Consider the following 23,149-nt stretch of genomic DNA (forward strand, 5'->3'; position numbering starts at 1 on the left):
TTAATAAAAAAAAGAACGCATATACGTTACGTCGCCGGCAAATTTCGGATTGCGAATACGTGGAATCAGTTCTTCAAAAATAATATTTAATTCCATACGGGCTAAATTCATGCCCAAGCAAAAATGTTCACCAATGCCAAATGCACGCATTTCCCGGCGTAGTGTCGGCATTTTTTTGGCGCGGTGAAGATCAAATTTCATCGCATCGTCACCGAATACATCTTCATTGTGATTAACTGCATGGTAATGTAATACGACTTTATCGCCCTTCTTTATACTGTAACCGTTCCAATCAATATCTTGGGTCGCTGTCCGGCGCATCGCAATAAATGCCGTGTTATAACGGAGCATTTCTTCAACGGCATCGGCGATATCTGCTGGGTGGTTAACCAAGTGTTGAAGCTGGTCCGGGTGCGCCATTAAGAGGCGCATGCCGTGTGCCGTCGCGGTGCGAGTACTTTCATTGCCGCCAACCATAATCAATATGAACATCCAGGCAAACATTTCTTCGGTGACTTTCTGGCCGTCGACTTCACCGTTTAGTAAAGCCTCAACAACCTGGCTAGTGGGGTTTGACCGCTGCTTAGCGGCGAGTTCAGCGGCATAGCCCATGACCTCAAAGCTTACTGTGTTGGCTTCGTCGCGACTGGTGGCGAGGTCTGGATCATCGGCGAAGGCCATGATGTTCGTCCACTCAAAAAACTGCTTGCGGTCTTCTTGAGGAACGCCAAGTAGTTTGAGAATGGCCATTAAGGGCAGTTCTGCGGCAATATCTTCTACAAACTCATACCCCGCCTCGCTGGCCACACGATCAATAAAGGCGCGTGCGCTCTGGCGCAACCACGTCTCCATATTGTTCACGGCTTTAGGTGTAAAGGCATCCCTGACAATTTTACGGTATTTCAAGTGCTTAGGCGGATCCATGGCGATAATAATGTTCTCCTGCATAATCGCTTGGATCTCTTTCTCGCTTTCGTGTACTTCCATTGGGAAAGCACCCTGCAAGTTTGACGAAAATAGGTCTGGGTTTTGCGAGACAAAGTCCAGTGCGTCGCGCTTAACAACGGCCCAATATGGCACGCCTTTCTCTGGATCTTCCATGTACACCATTGACCCGTGCGCGCGAATTCGAGCGAGCTCTTCGTAGGGCATTCCATTTTGATAGGTAGCCAAGCTCAGTAGATTGGCGAATGGGCACTGGCTCATTGTTTTATCCTCTTCTATGAAGCCCTGTTGGGCATATTTTAATTGGGGCAGGTTTACTTGGCGGTAGATTGGCCACGATATTAATCACGGAAATGTTATGGGAGGGAGATTTAGGTCAATAAACAAGCTTAAGCGGTCAGCTTCATTGCGCGGTGTTTGAACGTGCATATCGCAGCACATAAACACATGCATACTTCTAGTGAGCGCGTATTAGAGCTGGACGCTGTTTCGGTGTTGACAGTGCATTATGGAGATAGGGGTACGTACAATATTAGACAATATTCGGTCAATTGAGGCATGTCATCGCGCATTGCGCTAGATCACAGCACATGCGTTGTGGCTTAATTATAATTATTATGGGTTGTTGCTTTTTGTTGTGTGCCATATTTATTTAAATGACAGCGACTTAGGTCAGTGTAATATTTTAGCTGTCAATGAAAGATTAATCAGGCGGGGATAACTAGCGTGCTTAATAAAGTGATTGACAAGGTTACTCAAACGATTATCGAACGCAGTGCAGCAAGTCGCCAAGCGTATCTAGAGAAAATTCGTCGTGCCCACCGCCCCGGTGTGTCGCGGGGGCATTTATCTTGCGGCAATTTAGCCCACGGTTTTGCCGCTTCTGATGCGCACGACAAGTCTGCATTGGCTATTGATCGCGCGGCGAACTTTGCCATTGTCTCTTCTTATAACGATATGTTGTCCGCCCATCAGCCGTTTCAGGATTACCCGGCGCAACTTAAAGCGGCGGCGCGGGAGTTGGGCGCCGTAGCCCAGTTTGCTGGTGGTGTGCCTGCGATGTGCGACGGTGTAACGCAAGGGCGGGAGGGTATGGAGTTGTCGCTTTTTAGTCGCGACAATATTGCGATGGCGACAGGCGTTGCGCTTTCTCACGACATGTTTGATGGCGTTTTATGTCTTGGTGTTTGCGACAAGATTGTACCGGGTTTGGCCATTGGCGCGCTGGCCTTTGGGCATTTGCCCTGTTTGTTTGTGCCCGCAGGGCCGATGGAGTCGGGGCTGCCAAACGCCGAGAAAAGCCGTATTCGCCAGCTTTACGCCGAAGGCAAGGTCGGGCGCGCAGAATTACTTCAGGCAGAGAGCGAGTCCTACCACAGCGCCGGTACCTGCACTTTTTACGGCACCGCGAATAGCAACCAAATGCTAATGGAAATTATGGGCATGCAGTTGCCCGGCAGTTCGTTTATTAATCCGGGGACGCCGATGCGTGAAGCAATGACCAAAGCCGCGGTTGCTACGCTGAATAACTTGTCGCCGCTATCGCCGGGGTTTTTGCCACTCGGTGAAATGGTTAATGAACAGAGCATTGTCAACGGCATTATTGGTTTGTTGGCAACCGGTGGTTCAACAAATCACACAATCCACTTAGTTGCTATTGCCCGTGCTGCAGGAGTAATTATTAATTGGCAAGACATGGCGGAGCTGTCGGAAGTGGTGCCTTTGTTGTGCCGGATTTACCCTAATGGCCTAGCCGATGTAAACCATTTTCAGGCTGCCGGCGGCATGCCGCTATTGATTAAAGAATTGCTCGATAATGGACTGCTTCATAACGATGTGAGCACGGTTGCAGGTGCGGGTGGCATGCGGCGCTATTGCGAAGAGCCCTTTGTAGATCATGATGGTGGTGTAGTATGGCGTGGTGGGCCGACCGTTAGTTTGGATACAGAGATTATAGCCACTGTCGAACAGCCCTTTAGCAAAGAAGGGGGCTTGCGTTTGATGCAGGGCAACCTGGGTCGCTCGGTGATTAAGACCTCGGCAGTTAAGCCCGAGTATCGCGTGTTAACGGCGCCTGCCGTTATTTTTAGTGATCAAGATGAAATGAAGACCCGCTTTGATTCTGGTGATCTTAATCGCGATTTTATCGCCGTGGTGCGTTTTCAGGGACCGAAGGCGAATGGTATGCCTGAACTCCACAAACTAACGCCATTGCTGGGTGTGTTGCAGGACCGTGGCTACAAGGTTGCTCTGGTAACGGACGGTCGCATGTCTGGGGCGTCTGGCAAGGTAGCCGCTGCAATTCATTTAAGCCCAGAGGCCCTTGATGGTGGCCCAATAGCGCAGTTGCGTGACGGGGATATGATCGAGTTCGACGCCGACCACAGTGTATTGCGGGTACTGGATGAATCTGTGTTCACGCGGCCAGCAGCGATTTACGCAGGTGGCCATCAAGAGGGCATGGGGCGGGAGCTGTTCTCTGGTTTTAGAAAATTAGTGAGTGATGCCGAACACGGTGCGTCGGTAATGGATGGGTAATTATCACCACTGATTGGTGAGCGCTCGTCTCACTAACTGGGAAATGGTATGGCAGAGCCCGGTAATACTGTCATTTTTGGCGGCGCTGGCGATTTCGCGTTTCGCAAGTTTATTCCTGCGCTGTATTGCAGTTATTGTGAGGACAAATTGCCCGCTAACTCAAGGGTGGTTGCCTGTGGCCGAAATGGACAATAGCAGTTTGCTTATCGGTAGCACATCAATGCGAACTGCAAGAACGCTTGACTGCAAATCGGGGATTACTTGGGTATTTATTCACTCTGTACCAGCCGGGGCGGCGCGGTAGATGGTCACGATGTCCCATGATCTGAGCAGTTCCTCAAACAAACTCGCCTTTTAATCCTAGTGTTCTATACTTTTTGAGTTAGCGGGGAGTAGTGCAGGGTTCATTTTTATGTTTCTTGGCTTGCGACACGCGCATTTTTAACTGATACGGAAACGTGGCAGGTCGTGACGCATGGTATTTGAGCTGATTTCTTGTGAACGGGCGCTGGCTACAGTGCGTTCAAGGGGTGCTGCAACGATGATGTCTATGGGAAACGCCGGCTATGTTTGATTGCGGTAGATTATATGGTGTGCGCGCAACCGCGTTTTGTCTTTGCGCAGGCTTGGCAGCCAGTGGGCTTAATGCCAAGGATTATCGCACTGAAGATCTCGTGTCGTTGAGCTTAGAAGAACTGTTGGATATTGATGTGTCGCTGGGCGTGCGTCGAGGCGAGTCGCATAGGGAGTCGTCTGCGGCAGTGTATGTGTTGAGTCGGGATTCTATTGCGCGGTCTGGCGCGACAAGTATTCCTGAATTATTGCGGCTTGTGCCCGGTGTTGAGGTTACCCGGTTTGGCTCTGCCAAATGGGGTGTCGGTATTCGGGGCTTTAATGGCGGCATATTTACCAATCGCCTGCTTATCCTGGTCGACGGGCGAAGTATGTTTTCTCCCGCCAAGGTCGGCATGTTTTGGGATACCCTCGATACCCTCATTAACGATATTGAACGCATTGAAGTAGTGCGTGGCCCTGGCGCATCGCTGTGGGGTTCTAATGCCTTTAATGGCGTTATTAATATTGTGACCCGGCACAGCGCCGAAACCCAAGGTGGCATGTTGGAAGTGGGCGCTGGCAATGAGGAAAAATGGTTTACGGGCTATCGCGTTGGGGTGCAGCTAGGAGAGCAAAAATACCTGCGCGCCCACATTAAAGCCTTTGAACGTGACGATGCTATTAGGCCCGACGGCCGTGAAAATCGTGACGGCTGGAATTCGGTACAGGCTGGGCTCCGCTACGATCAAGGCAGCCCTGAGCTAGGTGCATTTAGCCTACAAGTCAATGCCTATGAAGGTGCAGAGGGAGAGGAGCTCGAGCTTCCGGATCAAAACGCCCTAAGTTTAGAAAGCTTGTTCTATACCCGAGCGGAATTTTCCGGCATTAACTTGATGACGCATTGGCAGTATCAGCAAAATGAGCGATCACATTATAGTCTCAAATTCTACGCCGACCACGCTGAGCGAGCTGACTTGCTGTTTAATCTGACACTTGACAGTTACGACGCTGATTTTCAACACAGCTACCGTATTGATGATCGACGGCGCTTTGTTTGGGGCTTAGCTTATCGCTATACCGACGACAAGCTAGCTGACCGGTATATTCGTTTTACCCGTGAGCAGCGTCACTACGACGTGGCGAGCGGCTTTTTGCAGTATGAGTTTACGGTCACTAAAAATTGGCGTTTAATTGCTGGCAGTAAATTAGAGTATAACGATTTTAGTGGTAGCGAGGTTCAGCCGAATGCCCGCGCCATTTGGCGTTACAGTGCGCAGGGGGCGGCGTGGTTGGCGGTTTCGAAGGCGAAGCGTACGCCCTCGCGTATTGAACACGATCTTCGTGTCGATTTTGATTACCTCGCGCCGCAAGTGCAACTGCAGATCCAAGGTAGTGAATCTTTTCAATCCGAAACACTGCGAGCCTATGAGCTGGGTTGGCGGCGGCAATTGGGTCGTGCGGTGAACTTGGATGTTGCGCTATTTTTTAATGAATACGAGGGTTTGCGCACGCTGGAGCCCGGTGCACTCGAAGCTAATTCGGCGCCCCCGCCAGCGGCTAAAGTACCGATCATCACTAGCAATGGCGCCAATGCGCGCTCCTGGGGCGGCGAACTGGTAGTCAGTGCAGCGCTGAGCCCGAGCTGGCGCACAGAGTTGCAATATAGCAATGTGCAAATCGACGTTGAAGCCGATGCCAGCGGCGACCCGGCGGCGACAAACGCGGAAGGTGATAGCCCGCAACATCGCTTGACATTTCGTTCTAGCTGGGATTTGAGTGAAGGTTGGGGCGTTGATGCAACACTGCGCTATGTTGACGACCTCAATGGGCAACGAATTGATGAATACACAGAGCTCGATGTTCATGTCAGTAAGCGAATTGGCGAGGCAATGACGATTTCCTTTGTTGGCCAAAATTTGCTCGACAGTAGCCATGAGGAATACGTGGATAAGGTGGTGGGCACGCCTCGGACTGAGGTTGAGCGGGGCGGGTACCTCAAGTTTAGACTGAATTTTTAAGCGTTAAGCTCGATGGCTAATCGGCTTTAGTACGATCTGTTTATTCGCGCTTTTTGTATGCCATCGGTTTTGTTCCCGTCCATTTTTTGAAGGAGCGAATAAAGGCACTGGGTTCTGAAAAGCCAATTAAAAATGCAGTTTCTTCTACACTGCAGCCCATACTATTCAAGTGAAAAATAGCTGTGTCGCAGCGTACCCGGTTTTTAATTTCTTGATATTGGAAACCCTCCTGGCGCAAGTAATTGCGGAGGGTGTGGGGGTGTATATTCAGTTCCTTGGCAAGGTCGGCAAAGCTTGGTTTATGTTGCAGTGTTGCCTCGACCAGTGAGCTTACTTTGTAATGCCAGCTTGTCGAGGTATAGGGCTGGGTAATCATTGCCAAATTTACGTGGTTTAAAAACTTCTCTAAAGTCTGGGCTGAAATGTTTACGTTGTGCTCAAGCAAAGAAGCGGAAAATTGAAGTTGCGCGTAGCCTTGTTGGTGGTGAATGTTTTTAGTGAGAAACAGGTTCCAATATTCCGCCGCGTGGGGCTGCTCGCTAAAAGTAAAATCAACTCGGTGCAGGGGGATTTGTCTGCCAATCAGCCAATTGGCAGTGCGGTGGATGTAAAAGAGGAATGACTCATACAAATAGGGGTCAAACTCTGAATTCGCGGTATTAGGCGTGAGCGAGATACTTGCGATGTCATTATGTATTTCTAAGTTTGTATTTAAGCCCCAGGGGATTAGGCGGTAAAAGCGCGTGAGGCGTTTTAAGGCCTCGCCGAGGTTGGGTGCATTGGCCGCGAGTTCGGTCATGGTCGTCCAGCAGCCGAGCTTTTGCGCTTGGGCGCCAAATCCCATCAATTCGTCATCCATGGCTTGCATGGTGTCGCGGCAGAGATTGGCGTAGTTTTCTGCTGGGATTCGGGCATTGGCTTGCTTGAGCAAGCTGGGGCTAATGTGATTTTGAGTCAGTAGCGTAAGTTGTAGGTCGGGCTGCTGTTGCAAGTTCTGCAGGCATTTCTGCACGAAATAAATGGCGATAGTGGGTGATCGCATATCGAGTAGCCCAATTTGATTAGCCGCAAATTATAACAAAATGTCTATTTTTAACCATCTCAATGTCATTGTTTTAGGGCTTGTCGTAGGGGCAAAATGCCCCTTAATTAATTTGTGGTGCGGTGGCCGCACGAAAATACGCTTATTGGGGCAATTTCCGCCCCTTTTATATTAATCACGCACTCGGGTGCTAGGAGTCGATATGAACATTCAAGGCAAGGTAGCGGTAGTTAGTGGTGGCGCATCAGGCATGGGCTTAGAAATTGTGCGACGCTTGGTCAGTCTCGGCGGCAAGGCGGCAATATTTGATTTAAACGCCACAGCGGGTGCGGCGGCCGTCGCAGAGCTGGGTGAGTCGGTGGTTTTTGCCGAGGTTAACGTTACCAGTGAAGATTCTATTAAGGCTGGTATTGAGCAGACCATGACGGCCTTCGGCGCGATCCATATTTGTGTTAACTGCGCAGGTATTGCGACGGGCAGTAAAACCCTTGGTAAAAACGGCCCGTTCCCACTGGATTTATGGAGCAAAACCTTGGCCGTAAACTTGACCGGCACCTTCAATGTGCTGCGTTTGTGTGCTGAGCAAATGGCAAAAAATACGCCCGAGAACGCCGACGGTGTTCGTGGCGCAATTATTAATACCGCGTCGGTGGCGGCCTTTGAAGGCCAGGTTGGTCAAGCGGCGTACAGCGCCAGTAAAGGCGGTATTGTCGGTATGACACTGCCGATTGCCCGCGATCTGTCAACGATTGGTATTCGTGTTAACTGTATCGCCCCCGGCTTGATCAATACCCCCATGTTTGAATCACTGCCCGCGCCGGTGTATGAAGCATTGAGCAGCACGCCCCTGTTTCCTAAGCGTCTTGGTCGCGCCGCTGAAATTGCCCACATGGTGACCAGTGTTATTGAGAATGATTATATCAACGGTGAGTGTATTCGTATGGACGCCGGTTTGCGTATGCAGCCCAAGTAATTACACGGACAATTCTGATAAATACAGCACTGGAAGACTCCTCGGTCTTCTTGCAAATTGAGTGGAGCTAATGATGACTGAAGCGTGGATTATTGACGCCTGCCGCACCCCCCGCGGTATTGGTAAATTGGGTAAAGGCGCTTTGGCCGATATTCATCCGCAACAACTGGGTGCCTGTGTGCTTAAGGCATTGGTAGACCGGAATACCTTAAATACCGCGGATGTCGATGACGTAGTGTGGGGCACGAGCTGCCAAAAAGGCCGCCACGGTGGTGATATGGGGCGTATGTCGGCGCTCGATGCCGGCTTTGATATCCGCTCTAGCGGTGTGACCTTAGATCGATTTTGCGGCTCGGGTATTACCAGTGTCAATATTGCGGCCGCCTCAATTATGTCTGGTATGGAAGATGTCGTCATTGCGGGCGGTGCTGAGATGATGTCGAGCTATGGTCACGACAATGGTCTGCCTGTAGTAATGGACAGCGGTAATATGCGTCTGCGTGCCCGCCACCCCCAAACTAATCAAGGGGTGTGTGCCGATACGATTGCGACCCTAGAAGGTATTGATCGCGAGGCACTGGACAAGCTTGCGGTGGTAAGCCAGCAGCGCGCTGCTCACGCAATTGAAAATGGCTATTTCGACAAGTCTTTGGTACCGGTATACCATGAAGATGGCCGCCTAGCGCTGGATCGCGAAGAGTTTCCACGGCCGAGCACTACCTTGGAATCCTTATCGCAGTTAAAGCCGTCTTTCCCGATCTTGGCCGATCAGCCGCTAGACGAAGAAGGTACGACTTACCGTTCTTTAATGCAGGCGAAATATCCCGACATTCAAATTAATCATGTTCATCATGCGGGTAACTCATCTGGGGTGGTCGATGGTGCGGCGGCAATTTTGTTGGCTTCTCCGGCCTATGCAACTAAGCAGGGCTGGAAGCCAAGAGCCAAAGTGCTGGCGATGGCAAATATGGGCGATTGCCCAACATTAATGCTAAATGCACCCGTTGCTGCCGCTGAAAAAGTATTGAAAAAAGCGGGACTCACCATCGACGATATTGATCTGTTCGAGGTGAATGAAGCATTTGCCGTGGTTTTGGAGCGCTTTATCCGTAAACTCAATATTGACCGCGACAAGATCAATGTTAACGGTGGATCTATGGCGTTGGGCCATCCGATTGGCGCGACCGGTTCGATTCTTATTGGCACGCTGCTAGATGAGTTAGAACGCCGCAACCTTAAGCGTGGGCTTATTACTATGTGTACGGCGGGCGGCATGGCGCCGGCGATTATCATTGAGCGTATGTAATACAGGCGGATAGCAAGCATGAATTTAAATCTCTCAGAAGAGCAGCAATTTATTCAGCAAACGGCGCGGGATTTTGCCGAGAAGGAACTCGTCGGCAACGCTGCCAAGCTGGATGCAGGTCAGGGCCGAGACGAATTTTTAGCGAATCTTAAAAAGCTCGCTGATTTAGGCTTTATGGGCCTGAATGTCGACGCGGCATACGGTGGCACAGAAGCGGGGACCGTGGCGTTTAGTTTGGCAATTAGCAGTATTGCCCGGGGTTGCGCCTCTACCGCAGTCACCGTGTCGGTGACCAATATGGTGGCCGAAGTGATTCAGTCGGTGGCGAGTGCGGAGCAGAAGCAAAATTACCTGTCTAAAATTTGCTCCGGTGAATATTTGGCGGCGGGCTTTTGCCTAACCGAGTCGGGTGCCGGCTCAGACCCCTCAGGGATGAAAACCACTGCAGTGCGCGATGGCGACGGCTGGGTTTTAAATGGCTCCAAAGCCTATATTACTAGTGCCGAGTACGCAGGGGTGTTTGTTGTGTGGGCGGTAACCGACAAAGACGCGCCGCGCGGTAAGGGCATTTCCTGCTTTTTGGTCGAGCGCGAAGCGGCTGGTCTTACCGTGGGGCCGGCTGAAGAGAAGATGGGCCAGAAAGGTTCGGCAACCAATCCGGTGTATTTTGATGATTGTCGTATTCCCGCCAGCGCGCTCATGGGCACCTTAAACCGTGGCTATCAAGTGGCCTTGGGTGAGTTGGCCGGTGGTCGTATTGGCGTTGGATCCTTAGCGTTGGGTTTGGGTGAAGCTGCACTCGATTACGCCAGAGACTACGCTAAAGAGCGCCAGCAATTCGGCCAGCCCATCGCTAATTTTCAGGGTTTGCAGTGGATGTTGGCCGACGCTTACACCGAAATGGAAGCGGCGCGCTTACTATTAATGCAAGCGGCGTTTACCAAAGAGCGCGGCGGCGATTTTGGTAAGCAGGCCTCCATGGCTAAATTGTTTGCCTCGGAAGCCGCCAACCGAGCGTGTTATACCGGGCTGCAAATTCTGGGCGGCAATGGTTATAACCGCGAGTACCCCCTGGAGCGCTTGGCCAGAGATGTGCGGATTACCAGTATTTATGAAGGCACCAGCGAAATTCAGCGCATGATTATTTCACGCAGTGTATTTAGTTGATTAGTGCTAGTGCGAACTGGCAAGTGCCTGTTGTTTTAAGGTGCTGGCCAGTTCATCGCCCAAATATTTTTCAATTATATAGTGCACGCCATATAACACCGGCGTCATGACCACGGCCATCATAAACTTGTAAATATAGTTCACTACGCCAATCGCAAAAACTAACTGTAAACTCCAGTCGGCGCCAATATAAAAGGCGATGAATAGCACCACAAAACTGTCGATAAACTGGCTGACCAAGGTAGAGCCGGTGGCGCGCAGCCATATCCAGCGTTCCCCAGTGATTTCTTTCACTCGGTGAAACACTTTTACATCAATAATCTGACCAAGTAAAAAGGCGACTAGGGAGCCAAGAATAATCCACAAACCCTGGCCAAACACTAATTTAAATGCTGCGTCGTAATCGCTGACCAGCGCCCGTAAATTATCTTGCTCGCTCTGTGGGAGTGCTGGGCTAATATGGGATTGCGGCCAAAAATCCGCTGGCACTAGATGAATGCCAATAAAAAACATGGCAAAGGCGTACACAATTAAGCCCGCGGCGAGGTAAGACAATAACTGCACACCGCGCTTGCCGTAGTATTCGTTAATAATATCGGTAAGCACAAAAACAAAGGGCCACAGTAAAACCCCGACTGTGAGATTGAAAGACAGGTGTTCAATACCAAAAATATTGAGATCAAGCGGCGGCATGCCGAGGGTCTGCTCGAGGGAAAATATTTTTACGCCGATCAATTCCGCGATCAGGGCATTGGCCACAAAAAAGCCGCCCAGAAAAATAAATAGACGGGTGGCTTTATTATTAAGGGTATTGCTCATCATGGGCGTATCCTAATGACGAAATTGCAGAGCGGGAATTCTGGCGCCGAAATGCGGTAATATGGCGGATCAAGGCATTTTACATTAATCGACCTTGCTCGACAGTTTTGTTCGGTAAAGCGATCAGCGATTTATGCACACTAGATGATTAGAGTGAAGCGAGTTTCTATGTCAGTTCAACATTACGCACCACTGGTGCTTATCACTGGGGCCTCGCAAGGCATTGGCGCGGCGATCGCAAAGTGCTTTGCTAACGCCGATTTTCCGGTGCGCCTTGCGCTGCTTGCACGCACCCGCAGCGGGCTGATGGACGTTGCGGCGGACTGCGCCAAGGCGAACTCGGTAAAGATATACACCGTTGATGTGAGCGACGCGGAGCAGGTGGCTGATTTCGCCCAGACACTCAGGTCAGAGATGGGCGAGGTTGATGTGCTCATCAATAACGCTGGAAGTTGGCTGGGTATGAGTATTGTCGATATGGCGGTAGCCGATTTTGACCGGATTATCGCCGCCAATTTGCGCAGTACGTTTTTACTGTCGAAAATGGTATTACCGGCCATGATTGCCAAGGGGGCTGGAGATATTTTTAATATGTCTTCAACGGCGGGTTTTGAAGGCTACGCTGGGGTCTCCGCTTATTGCGCTGCCAAACACGGGGTTAGTGGGTTTACTAAGGCGCTGCGCGAAGAAGTGCGGGGCAAAGGTGTGCGGGTGTGTTGCGTGTCACCAGGGCCGACTCATTCCCCTTCTTGGCAGGACAGCGGTGTGGCCAAAGAGCAGTTAATGCCCGCTGACGATGTGGCGCGCGCATTCCTGGCGATATATAAACTCGACCGCAATGTGGTGGTAGAAGATATTGTGCTGCGGCCGCAAGCTGGGCATATTGTCAGTAATTGAAAAGGGCAATTAGCGTAGCAAAGGCCGCAACATGCCCTCTAAACCATTGAGTTTGATTTCATACATCAGGCCTAACTGCTCGCCAAGTTTCCCTGCCGGAAAACCCTGTTTGTGGAACCACACTAAATAGGGTTCCGGTAACTCAAGTAATTTTCTGCCTTTGTATTTACCAAAGGGCATGACTTGATTGACTGCATCGATCAGCTGTTGCGGGTTTTGTTCGAGATCCATTACGGCTTTCCAGCCTTGCTGGTATCGTCATTCAAGGCTTTATTTTGATTGCTCTGCCATGAGTTGGCGCCAAGTGCGATAAGGCGAAGCTGCTTTTCTGCGAGAGCGATGAGTTCGTCATCGTCTTCGCCGCGGGGTCTGGCCATCAATTGTTGGTTCACGATTTGTATCATGGAACGGATCATAAGGTTGGCGAGCATCCGCAAGTCCGACTCGCTCCAATTGTCGTGGGTGACCAAGCGCCTTAAGTCGTGGGCCAGCTCAATTTCTAACTGTTTGAATTCATCGTTGATTGCCTCGCGGATGCAGGCAACGCCACCAAAGCTCTCTCGGGCAATAAACTGAAACTGACGGCGATGGGCGCGAACATAGGTTACAAACGTCTCGACCGAGCGGCGAATAATCAGTTCTTCGGGTATTGGGTTAGCGCGCACGGTGATTAGCATGGCGCGCAGGGTGCTGAAGGAGGTGGTTACCAGCTCAAGGCCGAGGGTGTTCATGTCGGGAAAATGGCGGTAAAAGGCGCCCGGAGTAATACCAACTTCGCGGGTAACTTCGCGAAGGCTGATGGCGTCGAAACTTTTATCGCGACTAATAAGCTCCAGTACCGCTTCCAGCAAGGCCTGTCGGGTATTGATTACAGTGTCACTGTGGCTGCGGTGACGTTTTTGCGGGCGACTCATTGGGGTTGGCTACTCATTTTTGCTCGGGCAATGCCGCTAAGTGTACAAGCCCCAGCCGATCGAGGCTACGACTTGTGCTGCGCCCCGTCGATTAAGCGGCCTGTGGAGCGGCGGGGTTGCGGGGTGGTAGTGCTAGCTTGAATATTTTTACCCACACCGTGGCGTACTGGCTGTACAGCGGCCCGGTATTGTAGGGCAGGCCGTATTTCTCACAGATTTGGCGAACCTCAACCGACATTTCAGCGTAGCGGTGGGCGGGCACATCGGGAAACAGGTGGTGCTCAATTTGGTGAGAGAGGTTGCCACTCATTACATGGAACAGCGCGCCGCCAGTAAGGTTGGCAGAGCCAAGCAGTTGGCGGTAATACCAGCGGCCACGGCTTTCGTTTTCGCAGGACGCTTCAGTAAAACTGTGTACGCCATCGGGGAAATGTCCGCAAAATATAATCGAAAAACTCCATATATTCCGAATGACGCTGGCGCTGACATTGGCGGCGAGAACGACCGGAAATAAGGGGCCAGCGAGGAGTGGGTAAAGGATAAAGTCCTTACCCCAGATTTGTGCGGTTTTACGTAGTGACAATTTAAGCTCTGGCCAAACGTCTTTAAAGGTTTTTCGACCGGAACGAAGACTGTCGATCTCGACACCGTGCAGGGCGACGCCCATATCGAAAAACAGCATGAGCAGGGTAGCAAATATTGGGTTGGCGAGATAGGCGGGGTGCCATTTTTGCGCGGGGTCCATACGCAATATGCCATAGCCGATATCGCGGTCTTTATCGAGAATATTGGTGTAGGTGTGGTGCTCGTAATTGTGGGAGTGAGCCCATTGGTCGCCGGGGCAGTTTGTGTCCCAATCGTAATGGCGGGAATGGAAGCGCGGGTCGCCCATCCAGTCGTATTGGCCGTGAATAATATTGTGGCCAATCTCCATATTGTCGAGAATTTTGGCGATACCCAGGCCAATACTGCCAGCACTGAATAGCAGCCAAAATAGCGGCCAGCTGGCAATGCTTACCGCTATGCTGAATCCGAAGAGTGAGGCGGGTAAAAATAACAGCGACGCAAAAATACTCAGGCGCGCGCCAATGGTGAGCAGGTGGTGAATCTTAACCAGTTTTTTGATGTAGCGGGCGTCCCGCTCGCCGCGATCGGCGAGGGCGCGCTGCTTTACTGCTTCGATGTCAGCGCCGAAAGCGTCGAGTTGCGCTGGGTTCATCGCGGTGGTGTTGGTATTCATTTTATTGCTTCTCCAGTAATGTCGATCGCTAAAGGGCGAGGCTGACATCGCCAAGTGGCTGGGAAATACACAGGCGAATATATTCTTCACCGTGACTGATTTCACCGCTGTTCATATTGCGCACACTGCCTTCGGTTTTGAGGCAGCTACAGCTATGGCATATACCCATGCGGCAGCCTGCTTGAGGCTGCAGACCGGCGGCTTCAGCTTGCTCCAGCAGATTTCGGCTGTCGCTGCTGACTTCACAGTGGCTATGTGTAAAGGCCAGTGTGCCAACGACCTCGGTATTGCCGGAGACACTGGCGACCGCTTTAAAACGCTCGGCGTGAAATTTCTCGCCGTGTCCGAGCAGCTGGTACTCCTCGCTCACGGTCTGAATTAAGGTTTCGGGGCCGCACACAAAACACTCGGGCAAGCTCAGCGCACCGGTGTGGTCGCTAAGGGTATTTTGAAAGCTCAGCGCGGCGAGTAAATGCCGTTGGCTAAAATGCCCGCTCAATTCACCAGTGCCGTCGCTGAACACTGGTAATAGCGAGAAGTTGGCGTGGGTACTCGCAAGTGCCTGTAAGCGTGAATGGAATAGGGTATTCGTTTCATCACGGTTGTAATACAACAGGGTAATACCACCCTTGTAGCCTTGTTTTAAGGCGGCTTCCAGCATGGCCATGATGGGTGTGATGCCGCTTCCCGCAGCGACCATCAGCAGTGCGCCGGGCAATTGTGGCGGCAGCACAAATTCGCCCATTGGTGGTGAAAGACGAATTAAATCGCCAACCTTCAGCTGACGATTAATGTGCGTGGAAACGAGGCCGTCTGCCTGCGCCTTTACGGTAATGGCAATGCGTCCAGCGCGACGGTTTAAGGAATAACTGCGGCTGTGTAGGCGACCATCAATTTCAATATACACCTGGCAAAACTGACCGGGGCGAAAGCCGGGCCACTCGCCATTCGGCGCTAACATCAAGGTTACCGACTCGTCGGTTTCCCGGTGAATTGCCGTGATATAGGCCGGAATTCGATGCTGATCCAGCGACCACATCGGATTTAGCACTTCTAAGTAGCGGCCCATTCCGTTGGGGGCTGCGAGGGCATTAATTAGCCGCGAGTCGGCAATTCGACGCCAGGTACTACGCGATGGATTTGTGCTGAGCTTCATTGCTTTCTCCTTGTGGTAAATAGTGATGGCTAAAGGTGTTTGTGAACATTTGTGCACTTTATGCGCGCAAAAGCCTTAAGTCAACATGTGTTCACAAATAATTAACATGTATTTCGATTCGCCTTGTTAGCGGATTTATTTCTAAGTTGTTGAAATTATTGGCTTGTTAGCTGGTTTTACTTATGTTTACATCTGCAAAGTTTTTGATATGGTGAATTTTTACCAATAGCCATGCAGCCATAATCGCAACACGTTGCTTGTCATCAACGCGTGCGGCTGGGATTGCCAATAACTATTCTGTTAAACTTCGCCCCCCGGTATCCGCCTAGAACGAGATTGAATATGACGGAACAAGCATCAGCCCAGCAGGTGGTTCGCGATCATTTGGCCAAGCTCCACGAGCAGCCACAGGTGCCCGCCGCCGAGCGCGCGACGCTGCGAGACAAAATTAAGCGCTTATTGAAAGAGCGCAATGCGGTGCTGGTTGCCCATTACTACACCGACCCAGAAATTCAGGCCTTGGCCGAAGAAACTGGCGGTTGCGTTTCTGACTCGCTGGAAATGGCCCGTTTTGGCCGTGACCACCCCGCGTCGACCTTGGTCGTGGCGGGGGTGAAGTTTATGGGCGAAACCGCAAAAATTTTGTCGCCAGAGAAACAGGTGTTTATGCCGACCTTGGAGGCAACCTGCTCTTTAGACATCGGCTGCCCTATTGAAGAGTTTTCGGCATTCTGCGACCAGCATCCTGATCGCACCGTGGTGGTGTATGCGAATACGTCTGCTGCGGTAAAGGCGCGAGCCGACTGGGTCGTGACTTCAAGTATTGCGCTAGACGTTGTAGACCACCTCGACAGCGAAGGCCAAAAAATTCTGTGGGCGCCAGATAAGCACCTCGGCGATTATGTCCGCCGCGAAACCGGTGCAGATGTATTGCTGTGGGATGGCGCCTGTATTGTTCACGAAGAGTTTAAAGCTCAAGGTATTCTCGATCTTAAAAAGGTCTACCCTGACGCCGCGGTACTGGTGCATCCCGAATCGCCCGCGAGCGTCGTGGCAATTGCGGACATGGTTGGTTCAACCACCCAAATCATTAACGCGGCGCGTGACCTACCAAATAAGCAAATGATCATCGCCACTGACCAAGGTATTTTCTACAAGCTGCAACAGTTGGTGCCAGATAAAGAGTTCATCATCGCGCCAACCGCTGGCAGTGGCGCCACGTGCCGCAGCTGTGCGAATTGCCCGTGGATGGCCATGAACGCCTTAGATAATCTTGCTCACGTTTTAGAGCACGGCGGCAACGAAGTACATGTCGACCCCGCTCTCGGGGTGCAAGCCATGAAGCCGCTCACCCGGATGCTGGACTTTACCGCGGCCAAGCCCAAGTCCAAGTCTTGAGTAGCTCACCGGCACCGGTATTTTATAAAACCAGCGCCGCCTGCGATGCCATGGCGGCGCGCTTGGGTTTGGACCTTGTAAAAAAATGGCTGCCAAACCCAGAACAACTTTATGTCTTTTTTGAACAAGGTCGTCTCGGCATTGGCTTAGCGCCTGCGCAGCGCGAGAACCCCGTTGCCGTGGATTTTGTTCACGCTCTGCAGCACCGCCACCCCGGCAAAGAATTATTAATCAAAGCCCTAGGTGGCAAGCGCCCAACGGTAGTTGACGCGACTGCCGGTCTCGGCCGCGACAGCTTTGTGATGGCCACTAACGGCTGCACTGTGACCATGTGCGAGCGCATGCCAGTGGTTGCCGCACTACTAGAAGACGGCTTAATGCGCGCCAATATCAGTATCGACACCATGGATATCGCGGCCAGAATGAGCTTAGTAAAGTGCGGCGCCGCAGACTATCTGGAACGGCTTAGTGCGATGGATTGCCCGGACGTGGTCTACCTCGATCCCATGTTCCCAGTGTCCGGCAAATCAGCATTGGTAAAAAAAGAAATGCGTCTTTTCCACTCGCTGGTGGGTTTAGATGAAGACAGCGCTGCCTTGCTGGATATTGCACTGCAAAGAGCGCGACATCGAGTTGTTGTTAAGCGCCCACCCAAGGCGCCGTATTTAGCCGAGCGAAAGCCTCAGCTCTCGGTGTCGGGCAAAGCGGTGCGTTTCGATATTTATCCGCTAAGGGCGTTTGCGAAGTAAGTGAAGGCGGAATGCTTGACGGGAGACGGTGAGCGCAAAAGCTAGGCCATTGCGTTCGCAACGGTGAGTAGCGAGTGCCTTTTCTGATGCTCCGAAGCGGGTATGGACTCCTGCCTGCGCAGGAGTGACGACCCTTGTTAGCTGCGTTTTATGTACGACCGGTCAGCGGGGTTATCGTCATAGCTGCGTAGGCAGGTATCCAGGTCAGCAAGGCGAACCTTCTTGTATGCTGCCCCTTCTTACAAAGGGTGGCGCTTTACGGCAGCAATTCCCGCAGCATTCCCTCATACATCAGTGACAATTTATCTAAGTCTTCGGCCTTAACGCATTCATCCACTTTATGGATGGTGGCATTTACGGGGCCGAGTTCAACTACCTGCGCGCCAGTGGGGGCGATAAAACGCCCATCGGAGGTGCCGCCAGCGGTGGATAGAATGGTGTCTTTACCCGTCACTGCTTTAATGGCGTGTTGTGCCGCCTCCACCAGGGGGCCTTCTGAGGTGAGGAAGGGTTGGCCGCTCAAATTCCAGTCAATGTGGTAATCCGCCCCGTGGCTGTCGAGTATGGCGTGGGTGCGGTCTTTTAATATCTCAGCGGTGAGTTCGGTCGAAAAACGGAAGTTAAAAATCACTTCCAGCTCGCCGGGAATCACATTGGTGGCACCGGTGCCGCCATTGATATTGGAAATTTGAAAAGAAGTGGCGGGGAAGAAGTCATTGCCCTCGTCCCACTGCTCCGCGGCCAAGGAGGCCAGCGCAGGGGCAGCTTGGTGAATGGGGTTGTTTGCCAAATGCGGGTAGGCAACATGGCCTTGAATACCTTTTACCGTCATCACTGCGCCTAATGAACCGCGACGACCGTTTTTAATGACATCGCCAACGTGGTCGGTTGAGGAGGGCTCGCCCACCAAGCACCAGGTGATTTTTTCATTTTGTTGTTCTAGCCACTCAACCACCTTTACGGTGCCGTTGACTGCGGGGCCTTCTTCGTCGCTGGTGATTAAAAAGGCGATGCGACCGCTGTGGTCTGGGTGGGCGGCAACAAAGTTCTCACAGGCGGTAATCATCGCCGCGAGACTGCCCTTCATGTCGGCGGCCCCACGGCCCCGCAGCATGCCATCTTGAATAACGGCTTCAAAGGGCTGGGTTTGCCAATTTGCCGCTGGGCCGGTGGGCACCACGTCGGTATGACCTGCAAAACAGAATATTGGCCCGCTAGTGCCGTGCACTGCCCAAAAATTGTCAACATCGCCAAAGCGCAGCGACTGGCACTCAAAGCCAATCGCGCTTAGGCGGGCCATCATAATGGTTTGGCAGTCGGCGTCGGCAGGCGTTACCGAGGGGCGTTCAATGAGTTCGCAGGCCAGTTGCAAGGTGGGGGAGAGCGCTGTCATAGGGTGTCGACTTCTGTAGCGTAAATAGGTGTTGCGGCGGGCGCAGATGTAAGCGGCGTATTCTAACAGAACTTTGCTGACTGACCGAATCACTCACTGGCGGGGGAATTGAGTGGAAATGTCATAGAGCCCATTTTCTGGCTTGGTTAAGATGGCTTATCTGGTCGCGCTTACGCCACGCGGCTGCAGTTTAGTCAGTGCATACAAATAACAGAGGAAGGCTTATGAGCATGGATTTGGATATTGCGGTTGGCGCCGCCGAATTTGACTTTGCCGATCAGGATATTCCCCAGCGGCTGCGTCACTGGGCGCGAGTTAAGTCGGATCATCCGTTTATGATTTGGGAACCGCGTTCCGGCGAGGACAAGCGTTGGACCTATAGCGCCTTTGATGCTGAGACAAGCCGCATTGCGGCGGGCTTGTATGCCAAGGGCGTACGCAAGCACGACAAAATCATGATTCACGCGGAGAATTGCCCAGAAATGGTTTTGGCATGGTATGCCTGTGCCAAAATTGGGGCTGTTGGCGTGACCACCAATACCCGCTCGGTGGGTGGCGAAATCACCTACTTTGCAGGCCACACCGAAGCGGTGGGTGCAATTACGCAGCCCAAGTTTTACGACGAAATCAAGGCCCACGCCAAAGAGCTGAAGTGGATTGTGGTTACCGACGATAATTCTGGCGAGGCGGCGGACGCGCCTAGTGGCGGCGATAAATTCGCCAGTCTGTATGGCGATGCGGCAAGCCTGCCGACACGTGCTGCAGAACCGATGTTACCTGCCGGCATTATGTTTACGTCGGGAACGACCTCGCTACCTAAGGCGGTGGTGCATACCCACGCCAATGCGCTGTGGTCGGGCACCATGGGTTCCAGCAGCATGGGAATGAATGGCGACAGCGTCTACCTCGGTTTTTTACCGTTCTTTCATGTTAACTGCCAAAGCTGGGCATTTTGGGGTTCGCTCGGGGTGGGTGCCACCGCAGTGTTAATGCCCAAGTTTTCTGCCAGCCGATTTTGGGCAGTGATTGACAAGTATCAAGTTTCTCACTGCTCTATGATTCCCTTTGTCTTTAAGGCGATAGGGATGGAAGCGGTGCCGGAACAACACAGCTTAAAGGTCATGCCAATGGGCATTATCTGGAAAGACATTGAAGGCTGGCTTAAGGCCAAGTCATTTGCCAGCTGGGGTATGACTGAAACCGTTACCCACGCAACGCGGTCTGATTTTGTCAGTGACTGGCCGCAAGGTTCTATTGGTAAGCCGACACCGGGCTATCATCTTGCGGTCGTGAATCCAGAGACTGGCGCGACCTGTAAAAAAGGCGAAATCGGCGAGCTGTGGGTGCAGGGTACACGGGGTGTGAACTTGTTTTTGGAATACTATAAAAACCCCGAGGCCATGGCCAAAGCCTTTACACCTAACGGTTGGTTTAAAACCGGCGATATGGTGCATGTCGGCGACGAGGGTAACTTCTATTTCAGCGACCGCGATAAAGACGCTTTAAAAGTGGGGGGCGAAAATGTCTCTGCTCGTCAGGTCGAAGAAGTGTGTATGCAAGTGCCTGGTGGTGGTATTGGCGAAGTTGCCGTTGTTGCCAAAGCCCACGACATGTTAGACATGGTGCCAGTGGCGTTTGTGATTAAAGGTTGGGGTGCGCCAGAGGATAATGCGATGTTCGCACAAACCATTATCGACCACTGCAAGGCGAATTTGGCCGATTTTAAAGTGCCGCGCGCGGTGTATATTGTTGATGAATTTCCCCGTGCAACCTTAGATAAAGTGGCTAAAAACCTCTTGCGGGAAATGGCTGACGACATGCCTGCAGTATAGTCTTAGGCTTACGTTATTCTGCTAATAAAGGTCGCATTGCGGCTTTTATTTTTTTAAAACTGTCATAAAACCATCCCTAAAATGTCATTTCCTCTCTATAGCATTCTCTTTGCCGCTGAGCAGGTGGCTTGTAGGCATAATTGTTAAGGGGTTGAGGTATGGATCGTTATATAAAGCAACACGGCACCCATTCTAATCATTATCAGCAAAGCTTGAGAGCGGAGATATCTCGGCAGGTCGATGAGTTTTTAAACGACGGCGGGAAAATAGAACAGTTACACGGGCCTCAGTTTCAGCCCCATCGTGCGGTTCGCATCAGTAACGCATTAATTACCGAAGCGGTATAACACTCAATAGATTGAATAATAAAAAAGCGCTGCTAAGTCCCGCCGCTCGGTGGGCTTAGCCAGCGCCTATTGCTGTCTCTGTACTTTAAGGCTTAGTAATAGTGCCTTAAAAGATGAGCAAGCAAGCTCTGGCCGCCATAATGATTAGCGCGAGTGACGTTAAGAAAAACAGGCTGAAACGCACCATAACCACGTTGCTGGTTGCATGCACTAGACTGTGCACAATACGACCGCCAACATAAAACCACGCCAGCATTAGGTTAAAACCTTCTCCGGCGCCAAGCAGCGCCAAGACGATGGCGGTTGCATAGAAAATGGTCGGCTGTTCCATTAGGTGGTTGTAGTTGTCGGCCTTCCACTGAATATGGGGTGGCATTTGTTTGCCCAAATCACTGGTGCGCTGGCCAGCATCACGACCGAGTTTAAGCTTTGGGATTGCGGGTAGACGGGTCACCGCCATCCAAGTCATCATGACAAAGCTCCACATGACCAACACCATAATGGGCGCGAGAATTGCCGAGGGTTCAAACATAGTGATTTCCTTCTTATTAAAGACACGAGTATAGGTAAGCGGTATTGTCGCCTGAGTTACAGGTCAATAACAATATCGCGGGAAGTAGTATGAATCTACTAAGCTTGCGAGGGCTTGCTTAGTGAACTTTGCGCTCGCTAGCCGTGCCCTTGCGCTTGCCCTTGGGGCTAGCAAGTTCAAATTCGATCCAATTCATATTATTGCTAGGCAAATAGCCGGCGCTGCGAAGTTTGTCGCGAATCAACTGTTTTAAGGCTAAGCCCTCGGGGCTGCTGCTTAGCGTCTTCAGGTCCGCATTGGCATCAAACACACAGCGCACCGTCAAGCTTTGCTGGATGTTACTATAGTCCAATTCATGGCTGAGCCAGCGGAAATCGGCAATGGTGCTTAAGGCTTCATCACAGGCTTGGGTTAATACCTCAATGATGTCGTTTTCAGCTTTCTTGTCTTTTTTACGCATAGTTCAGCTTAATCTTGGCGAGGATGGCCACTCAGTATAGGGGAAATGCCGGTGGCGAGCTAAAATTTCAAAGGCAGACCGTAATAGCACTTAGTTCACTATTGGTGGTCTGAGCTGTGGTAGCGATTTTTTCGACGTTCAATGAGGTTGGGTCATCATGAAAATAACAGCGATGTTAGGCATTATTATGGCGTCTGGTTTGCTGCTGGCGACAACGCCAGCCGTGGCCAAACAAGAGGGTAAGTCATTGCCACCGGGCTTGCAGAAAAAGGTCGCGGAGGGCCGTTCTCTGCCGCCAGGTTGGCAAAAGAAGTTGGCGGTGGGTCACCATTTGGATCGCGATATATACAGTCATGGCCATATCATTGAGCCAATCGATAACTACGGCTATGGTTACCGTTGAAATCGAAGATCGGCGCCTGCGCTTGCTCGCGGCTACCTTAGAAATTATCGAAATATTGCACTAAGCGCCTAGGTGCAAGCAGCCGATTAAACGAGGTGGTATATGAATATTCACGGCAAACTCAATTATGTCGAACTCGCGGCGGCGGATATTGAGGCCACCAAAGCCTTTTTTAGCAAGGCCTTTGGCTGGTCTTTTACCGACTACGGTGCAGATTATACCGCGTTTGCCGGTGAGGGCTTAGATGGTGGCTTTTACCGCGCGCCACTCAGTGGCAAAGTGGAAAGCGGCAGTGCCTTGCTGGTATTTTACAGTGCGAGCCTAGAAGAGACCCGCAACGAGGTGGTGCGGGCCGGCGGGATTATTCTAAAAGAAATTTACGACTTTCCCGGCGGTCGCCGCTTTCATTTTGCTGAGCCCAGTGGCAATGAGTTTGCGGTGTGGTCCGAGCCTGCCTAGTTTATG

The 23,149-nt window shown here is 51.6% G+C and carries 23 protein-coding genes; 13 read left to right on the forward strand and 10 right to left on the reverse strand.

The annotated features are described in order from the left end of the window. Positions 1 to 1,206 (reverse strand): cytochrome P450, encoded by a 1,206-nt coding sequence (locus ABYP33_RS03245; RefSeq protein WP_373088351.1) that lies wholly within the window; start codon positions 1,204 to 1,206, stop codon positions 1 to 3. A 465-nt stretch (positions 1,207 to 1,671) separates the two neighbouring features. Here ABYP33_RS03245 and edd point away from each other — a divergent pair, with 465 nt between their 5' ends. The 3 genes from edd to ABYP33_RS03260 all read left to right on the forward strand — a co-directional run bounded on the left by edd (position 1,672) and on the right by ABYP33_RS03260 (position 6,056). Continuing rightward, a complete protein-coding gene (edd, locus tag ABYP33_RS03250; RefSeq protein WP_373088353.1) occupies positions 1,672 to 3,483 on the forward strand; it encodes a phosphogluconate dehydratase in 1,812 nt (603 codons plus the stop codon). 48 nt (positions 3,484 to 3,531) lie between these two features. Next, positions 3,532 to 3,678, forward strand: a complete 147-nt coding sequence (locus ABYP33_RS03255) for a hypothetical protein (RefSeq protein WP_373088355.1) — start codon at positions 3,532 to 3,534, stop codon at positions 3,676 to 3,678. Positions 3,679 to 4,049: 371 nt separating this feature from the next. Continuing rightward, positions 4,050 to 6,056: a TonB-dependent receptor plug domain-containing protein gene (locus ABYP33_RS03260; RefSeq protein ID WP_373088357.1), complete on the forward strand. Its 2,007-nt coding sequence runs from the start codon at positions 4,050 to 4,052 to the stop codon at positions 6,054 to 6,056. Between the two features lie 40 nt (positions 6,057 to 6,096). Here ABYP33_RS03260 and ABYP33_RS03265 read toward each other — a convergent pair whose 3' ends face one another. Then, on the reverse strand, positions 6,097 to 7,098 hold the full coding sequence (locus tag ABYP33_RS03265) for an AraC family transcriptional regulator (RefSeq protein WP_373088359.1): 1,002 nt from the start codon (positions 7,096 to 7,098) through the stop codon (positions 6,097 to 6,099). Positions 7,099 to 7,300: 202 nt separating this feature from the next. On the opposite strand from ABYP33_RS03265, the gene ABYP33_RS03270 reads away from it, so the two are divergent. From ABYP33_RS03270 to ABYP33_RS03280, 3 genes are all read left to right on the forward strand, one after another. Next, positions 7,301 to 8,071: an SDR family NAD(P)-dependent oxidoreductase gene (locus tag ABYP33_RS03270; RefSeq protein ID WP_373088361.1), complete on the forward strand. Its 771-nt coding sequence runs from the start codon at positions 7,301 to 7,303 to the stop codon at positions 8,069 to 8,071. A gap of 73 nt (positions 8,072 to 8,144) precedes the next feature. Next, positions 8,145 to 9,377 (forward strand): acetyl-CoA C-acetyltransferase, encoded by a 1,233-nt coding sequence (locus tag ABYP33_RS03275; RefSeq protein ID WP_373088453.1) that lies wholly within the window; start codon positions 8,145 to 8,147, stop codon positions 9,375 to 9,377. An 18-nt stretch (positions 9,378 to 9,395) separates the two neighbouring features. Further along, positions 9,396 to 10,544, forward strand: a complete 1,149-nt coding sequence (locus ABYP33_RS03280; protein WP_373088363.1) for an acyl-CoA dehydrogenase family protein — start codon at positions 9,396 to 9,398, stop codon at positions 10,542 to 10,544. Between the two features lie 6 nt (positions 10,545 to 10,550). Here the strand turns inward: ABYP33_RS03280 and ABYP33_RS03285 are convergent, their stop codons facing one another. Further along, positions 10,551 to 11,366: a queuosine precursor transporter gene (locus tag ABYP33_RS03285; protein ID WP_373088365.1), complete on the reverse strand. Its 816-nt coding sequence runs from the start codon at positions 11,364 to 11,366 to the stop codon at positions 10,551 to 10,553. 165 nt (positions 11,367 to 11,531) lie between these two features. Here ABYP33_RS03285 and ABYP33_RS03290 point away from each other — a divergent pair, with 165 nt between their 5' ends. Continuing rightward, the gene (locus tag ABYP33_RS03290; RefSeq protein WP_373088367.1) at positions 11,532 to 12,260 is read left to right on the forward strand and encodes an SDR family oxidoreductase; all 729 of its coding nucleotides are present in this window, start codon (positions 11,532 to 11,534) and stop codon (positions 12,258 to 12,260) included. A gap of 9 nt (positions 12,261 to 12,269) precedes the next feature. Here ABYP33_RS03290 and ABYP33_RS03295 read toward each other — a convergent pair whose 3' ends face one another. From ABYP33_RS03295 to ABYP33_RS03310, 4 genes are all read right to left on the reverse strand, one after another. After that, positions 12,270 to 12,491, reverse strand: a complete 222-nt coding sequence (locus ABYP33_RS03295; RefSeq protein ID WP_008246857.1) for a DUF3820 family protein — start codon at positions 12,489 to 12,491, stop codon at positions 12,270 to 12,272. Continuing rightward, positions 12,491 to 13,174, reverse strand: coding sequence for a TetR family transcriptional regulator (locus ABYP33_RS03300; protein ID WP_373088370.1), 684 nt, complete (start codon positions 13,172 to 13,174; stop codon positions 12,491 to 12,493). The genes ABYP33_RS03295 and ABYP33_RS03300 overlap by 1 nt, the downstream gene beginning before the upstream one ends. 91 nt (positions 13,175 to 13,265) lie before the next feature. Continuing rightward, positions 13,266 to 14,414, reverse strand: coding sequence for a fatty acid desaturase (locus ABYP33_RS03305; protein ID WP_373088372.1), 1,149 nt, complete (start codon positions 14,412 to 14,414; stop codon positions 13,266 to 13,268). A 28-nt stretch (positions 14,415 to 14,442) separates the two neighbouring features. Further along, positions 14,443 to 15,570 carry a ferredoxin reductase gene (locus tag ABYP33_RS03310; protein WP_373088375.1) on the reverse strand — a complete coding sequence of 376 codons (1,128 nt, stop codon included), beginning with the start codon at positions 15,568 to 15,570 and terminating at the stop codon, positions 14,443 to 14,445. 342 nt (positions 15,571 to 15,912) lie between these two features. Between ABYP33_RS03310 and nadA the strand changes: the two genes are divergently transcribed. Further along, on the forward strand, positions 15,913 to 16,968 hold the full coding sequence (gene nadA, locus ABYP33_RS03315) for a quinolinate synthase NadA (RefSeq protein WP_373088377.1): 1,056 nt from the start codon (positions 15,913 to 15,915) through the stop codon (positions 16,966 to 16,968). Continuing rightward, entirely contained in the window at positions 16,965 to 17,717 is a 753-nt protein-coding gene (locus tag ABYP33_RS03320) for a class I SAM-dependent methyltransferase (RefSeq protein ID WP_373088380.1), read from the forward strand. The genes nadA and ABYP33_RS03320 overlap by 4 nt, the downstream gene beginning before the upstream one ends. A 256-nt stretch (positions 17,718 to 17,973) precedes the next feature. On the opposite strand, the gene dapE is transcribed toward ABYP33_RS03320, so the two are convergent. Further along, positions 17,974 to 19,110 carry a succinyl-diaminopimelate desuccinylase gene (gene dapE, locus ABYP33_RS03325; RefSeq protein WP_373088382.1) on the reverse strand — a complete coding sequence of 379 codons (1,137 nt, stop codon included), beginning with the start codon at positions 19,108 to 19,110 and terminating at the stop codon, positions 17,974 to 17,976. A gap of 224 nt (positions 19,111 to 19,334) precedes the next feature. On the opposite strand from dapE, the gene ABYP33_RS03330 reads away from it, so the two are divergent. Both ABYP33_RS03330 and ABYP33_RS03335 read left to right on the forward strand, forming a co-directional pair. Then, positions 19,335 to 20,942 (forward strand): class I adenylate-forming enzyme family protein, encoded by a 1,608-nt coding sequence (locus ABYP33_RS03330; protein ID WP_373088384.1) that lies wholly within the window; start codon positions 19,335 to 19,337, stop codon positions 20,940 to 20,942. A 158-nt stretch (positions 20,943 to 21,100) separates the two neighbouring features. Beyond that, entirely contained in the window at positions 21,101 to 21,289 is a 189-nt protein-coding gene (locus ABYP33_RS03335) for a hypothetical protein (protein ID WP_373088387.1), read from the forward strand. A gap of 106 nt (positions 21,290 to 21,395) precedes the next feature. On the opposite strand, the gene ABYP33_RS03340 is transcribed toward ABYP33_RS03335, so the two are convergent. Next, complete coding sequence (locus ABYP33_RS03340) at positions 21,396 to 21,821, reverse strand: MAPEG family protein (protein WP_373088389.1); 426 nt, start codon at positions 21,819 to 21,821, stop codon at positions 21,396 to 21,398. Between the two features lie 118 nt (positions 21,822 to 21,939). Beyond that, complete coding sequence (locus ABYP33_RS03345; RefSeq protein ID WP_373088391.1) at positions 21,940 to 22,281, reverse strand: hypothetical protein; 342 nt, start codon at positions 22,279 to 22,281, stop codon at positions 21,940 to 21,942. Positions 22,282 to 22,438: 157 nt separating this feature from the next. Here ABYP33_RS03345 and ABYP33_RS03350 point away from each other — a divergent pair, with 157 nt between their 5' ends. Together ABYP33_RS03350 and ABYP33_RS03355 are read left to right on the forward strand one after the other, a co-directional pair. Next, positions 22,439 to 22,684, forward strand: a complete 246-nt coding sequence (locus ABYP33_RS03350) for a hypothetical protein (RefSeq protein WP_373088394.1) — start codon at positions 22,439 to 22,441, stop codon at positions 22,682 to 22,684. Between the two features lie 102 nt (positions 22,685 to 22,786). Then, complete coding sequence (locus ABYP33_RS03355) at positions 22,787 to 23,143, forward strand: VOC family protein (protein ID WP_373088396.1); 357 nt, start codon at positions 22,787 to 22,789, stop codon at positions 23,141 to 23,143. Positions 23,144 to 23,149: the final 6 nt, after the last annotated feature.

Origin of the sequence: Zhongshania sp. (assembly GCF_041584495.1) — a bacterium.
Lineage (GTDB): Bacteria > Pseudomonadota > Gammaproteobacteria > Pseudomonadales > Spongiibacteraceae > Spongiibacter.

Excerpts from the sequence above, each read along its gene's own strand:
- ABYP33_RS03270 (WP_373088361.1), top strand. The coding sequence starts at position 7,301 with ATGAACATTCAAGGCAAGGTAGCGGTAGTTAGTGGTGGCGCATCAGGC.
- ABYP33_RS03280 (WP_373088363.1), top strand. The coding sequence starts at position 9,396 with ATGAATTTAAATCTCTCAGAAGAGCAGCAATTTATTCAGCAAACGGCG.
- ABYP33_RS03285 (WP_373088365.1), bottom strand. The coding sequence starts at position 11,366 with ATGATGAGCAATACCCTTAATAATAAAGCCACCCGTCTATTTATTTTT.
- ABYP33_RS03265 (WP_373088359.1), bottom strand. The coding sequence starts at position 7,098 with ATGCGATCACCCACTATCGCCATTTATTTCGTGCAGAAATGCCTGCAG.
- ABYP33_RS03245 (WP_373088351.1), bottom strand. The coding sequence starts at position 1,206 with ATGAGCCAGTGCCCATTCGCCAATCTACTGAGCTTGGCTACCTATCAA.
- ABYP33_RS03340 (WP_373088389.1), bottom strand. The coding sequence starts at position 21,821 with ATGTTTGAACCCTCGGCAATTCTCGCGCCCATTATGGTGTTGGTCATG.
- ABYP33_RS03335 (WP_373088387.1), top strand. The coding sequence starts at position 21,101 with ATGGATCGTTATATAAAGCAACACGGCACCCATTCTAATCATTATCAG.
- ABYP33_RS03310 (WP_373088375.1), bottom strand. The coding sequence starts at position 15,570 with ATGAAGCTCAGCACAAATCCATCGCGTAGTACCTGGCGTCGAATTGCC.
- ABYP33_RS03355 (WP_373088396.1), top strand. The coding sequence starts at position 22,787 with ATGAATATTCACGGCAAACTCAATTATGTCGAACTCGCGGCGGCGGAT.
- nadA (WP_373088377.1), top strand. The coding sequence starts at position 15,913 with ATGACGGAACAAGCATCAGCCCAGCAGGTGGTTCGCGATCATTTGGCC.
- ABYP33_RS03305 (WP_373088372.1), bottom strand. The coding sequence starts at position 14,414 with ATGAATACCAACACCACCGCGATGAACCCAGCGCAACTCGACGCTTTC.
- ABYP33_RS03260 (WP_373088357.1), top strand. The coding sequence starts at position 4,050 with ATGTTTGATTGCGGTAGATTATATGGTGTGCGCGCAACCGCGTTTTGT.
- ABYP33_RS03330 (WP_373088384.1), top strand. The coding sequence starts at position 19,335 with ATGAGCATGGATTTGGATATTGCGGTTGGCGCCGCCGAATTTGACTTT.
- ABYP33_RS03345 (WP_373088391.1), bottom strand. The coding sequence starts at position 22,281 with ATGCGTAAAAAAGACAAGAAAGCTGAAAACGACATCATTGAGGTATTA.
- ABYP33_RS03295 (WP_008246857.1), bottom strand. The coding sequence starts at position 12,491 with ATGGATCTCGAACAAAACCCGCAACAGCTGATCGATGCAGTCAATCAA.
- ABYP33_RS03275 (WP_373088453.1), top strand. The coding sequence starts at position 8,145 with ATGACTGAAGCGTGGATTATTGACGCCTGCCGCACCCCCCGCGGTATT.
- ABYP33_RS03300 (WP_373088370.1), bottom strand. The coding sequence starts at position 13,174 with ATGAGTCGCCCGCAAAAACGTCACCGCAGCCACAGTGACACTGTAATC.
- ABYP33_RS03290 (WP_373088367.1), top strand. The coding sequence starts at position 11,532 with ATGTCAGTTCAACATTACGCACCACTGGTGCTTATCACTGGGGCCTCG.
- ABYP33_RS03350 (WP_373088394.1), top strand. The coding sequence starts at position 22,439 with ATGAAAATAACAGCGATGTTAGGCATTATTATGGCGTCTGGTTTGCTG.
- ABYP33_RS03255 (WP_373088355.1), top strand. The coding sequence starts at position 3,532 with ATGGCAGAGCCCGGTAATACTGTCATTTTTGGCGGCGCTGGCGATTTC.
- dapE (WP_373088382.1), bottom strand. The coding sequence starts at position 19,110 with ATGACAGCGCTCTCCCCCACCTTGCAACTGGCCTGCGAACTCATTGAA.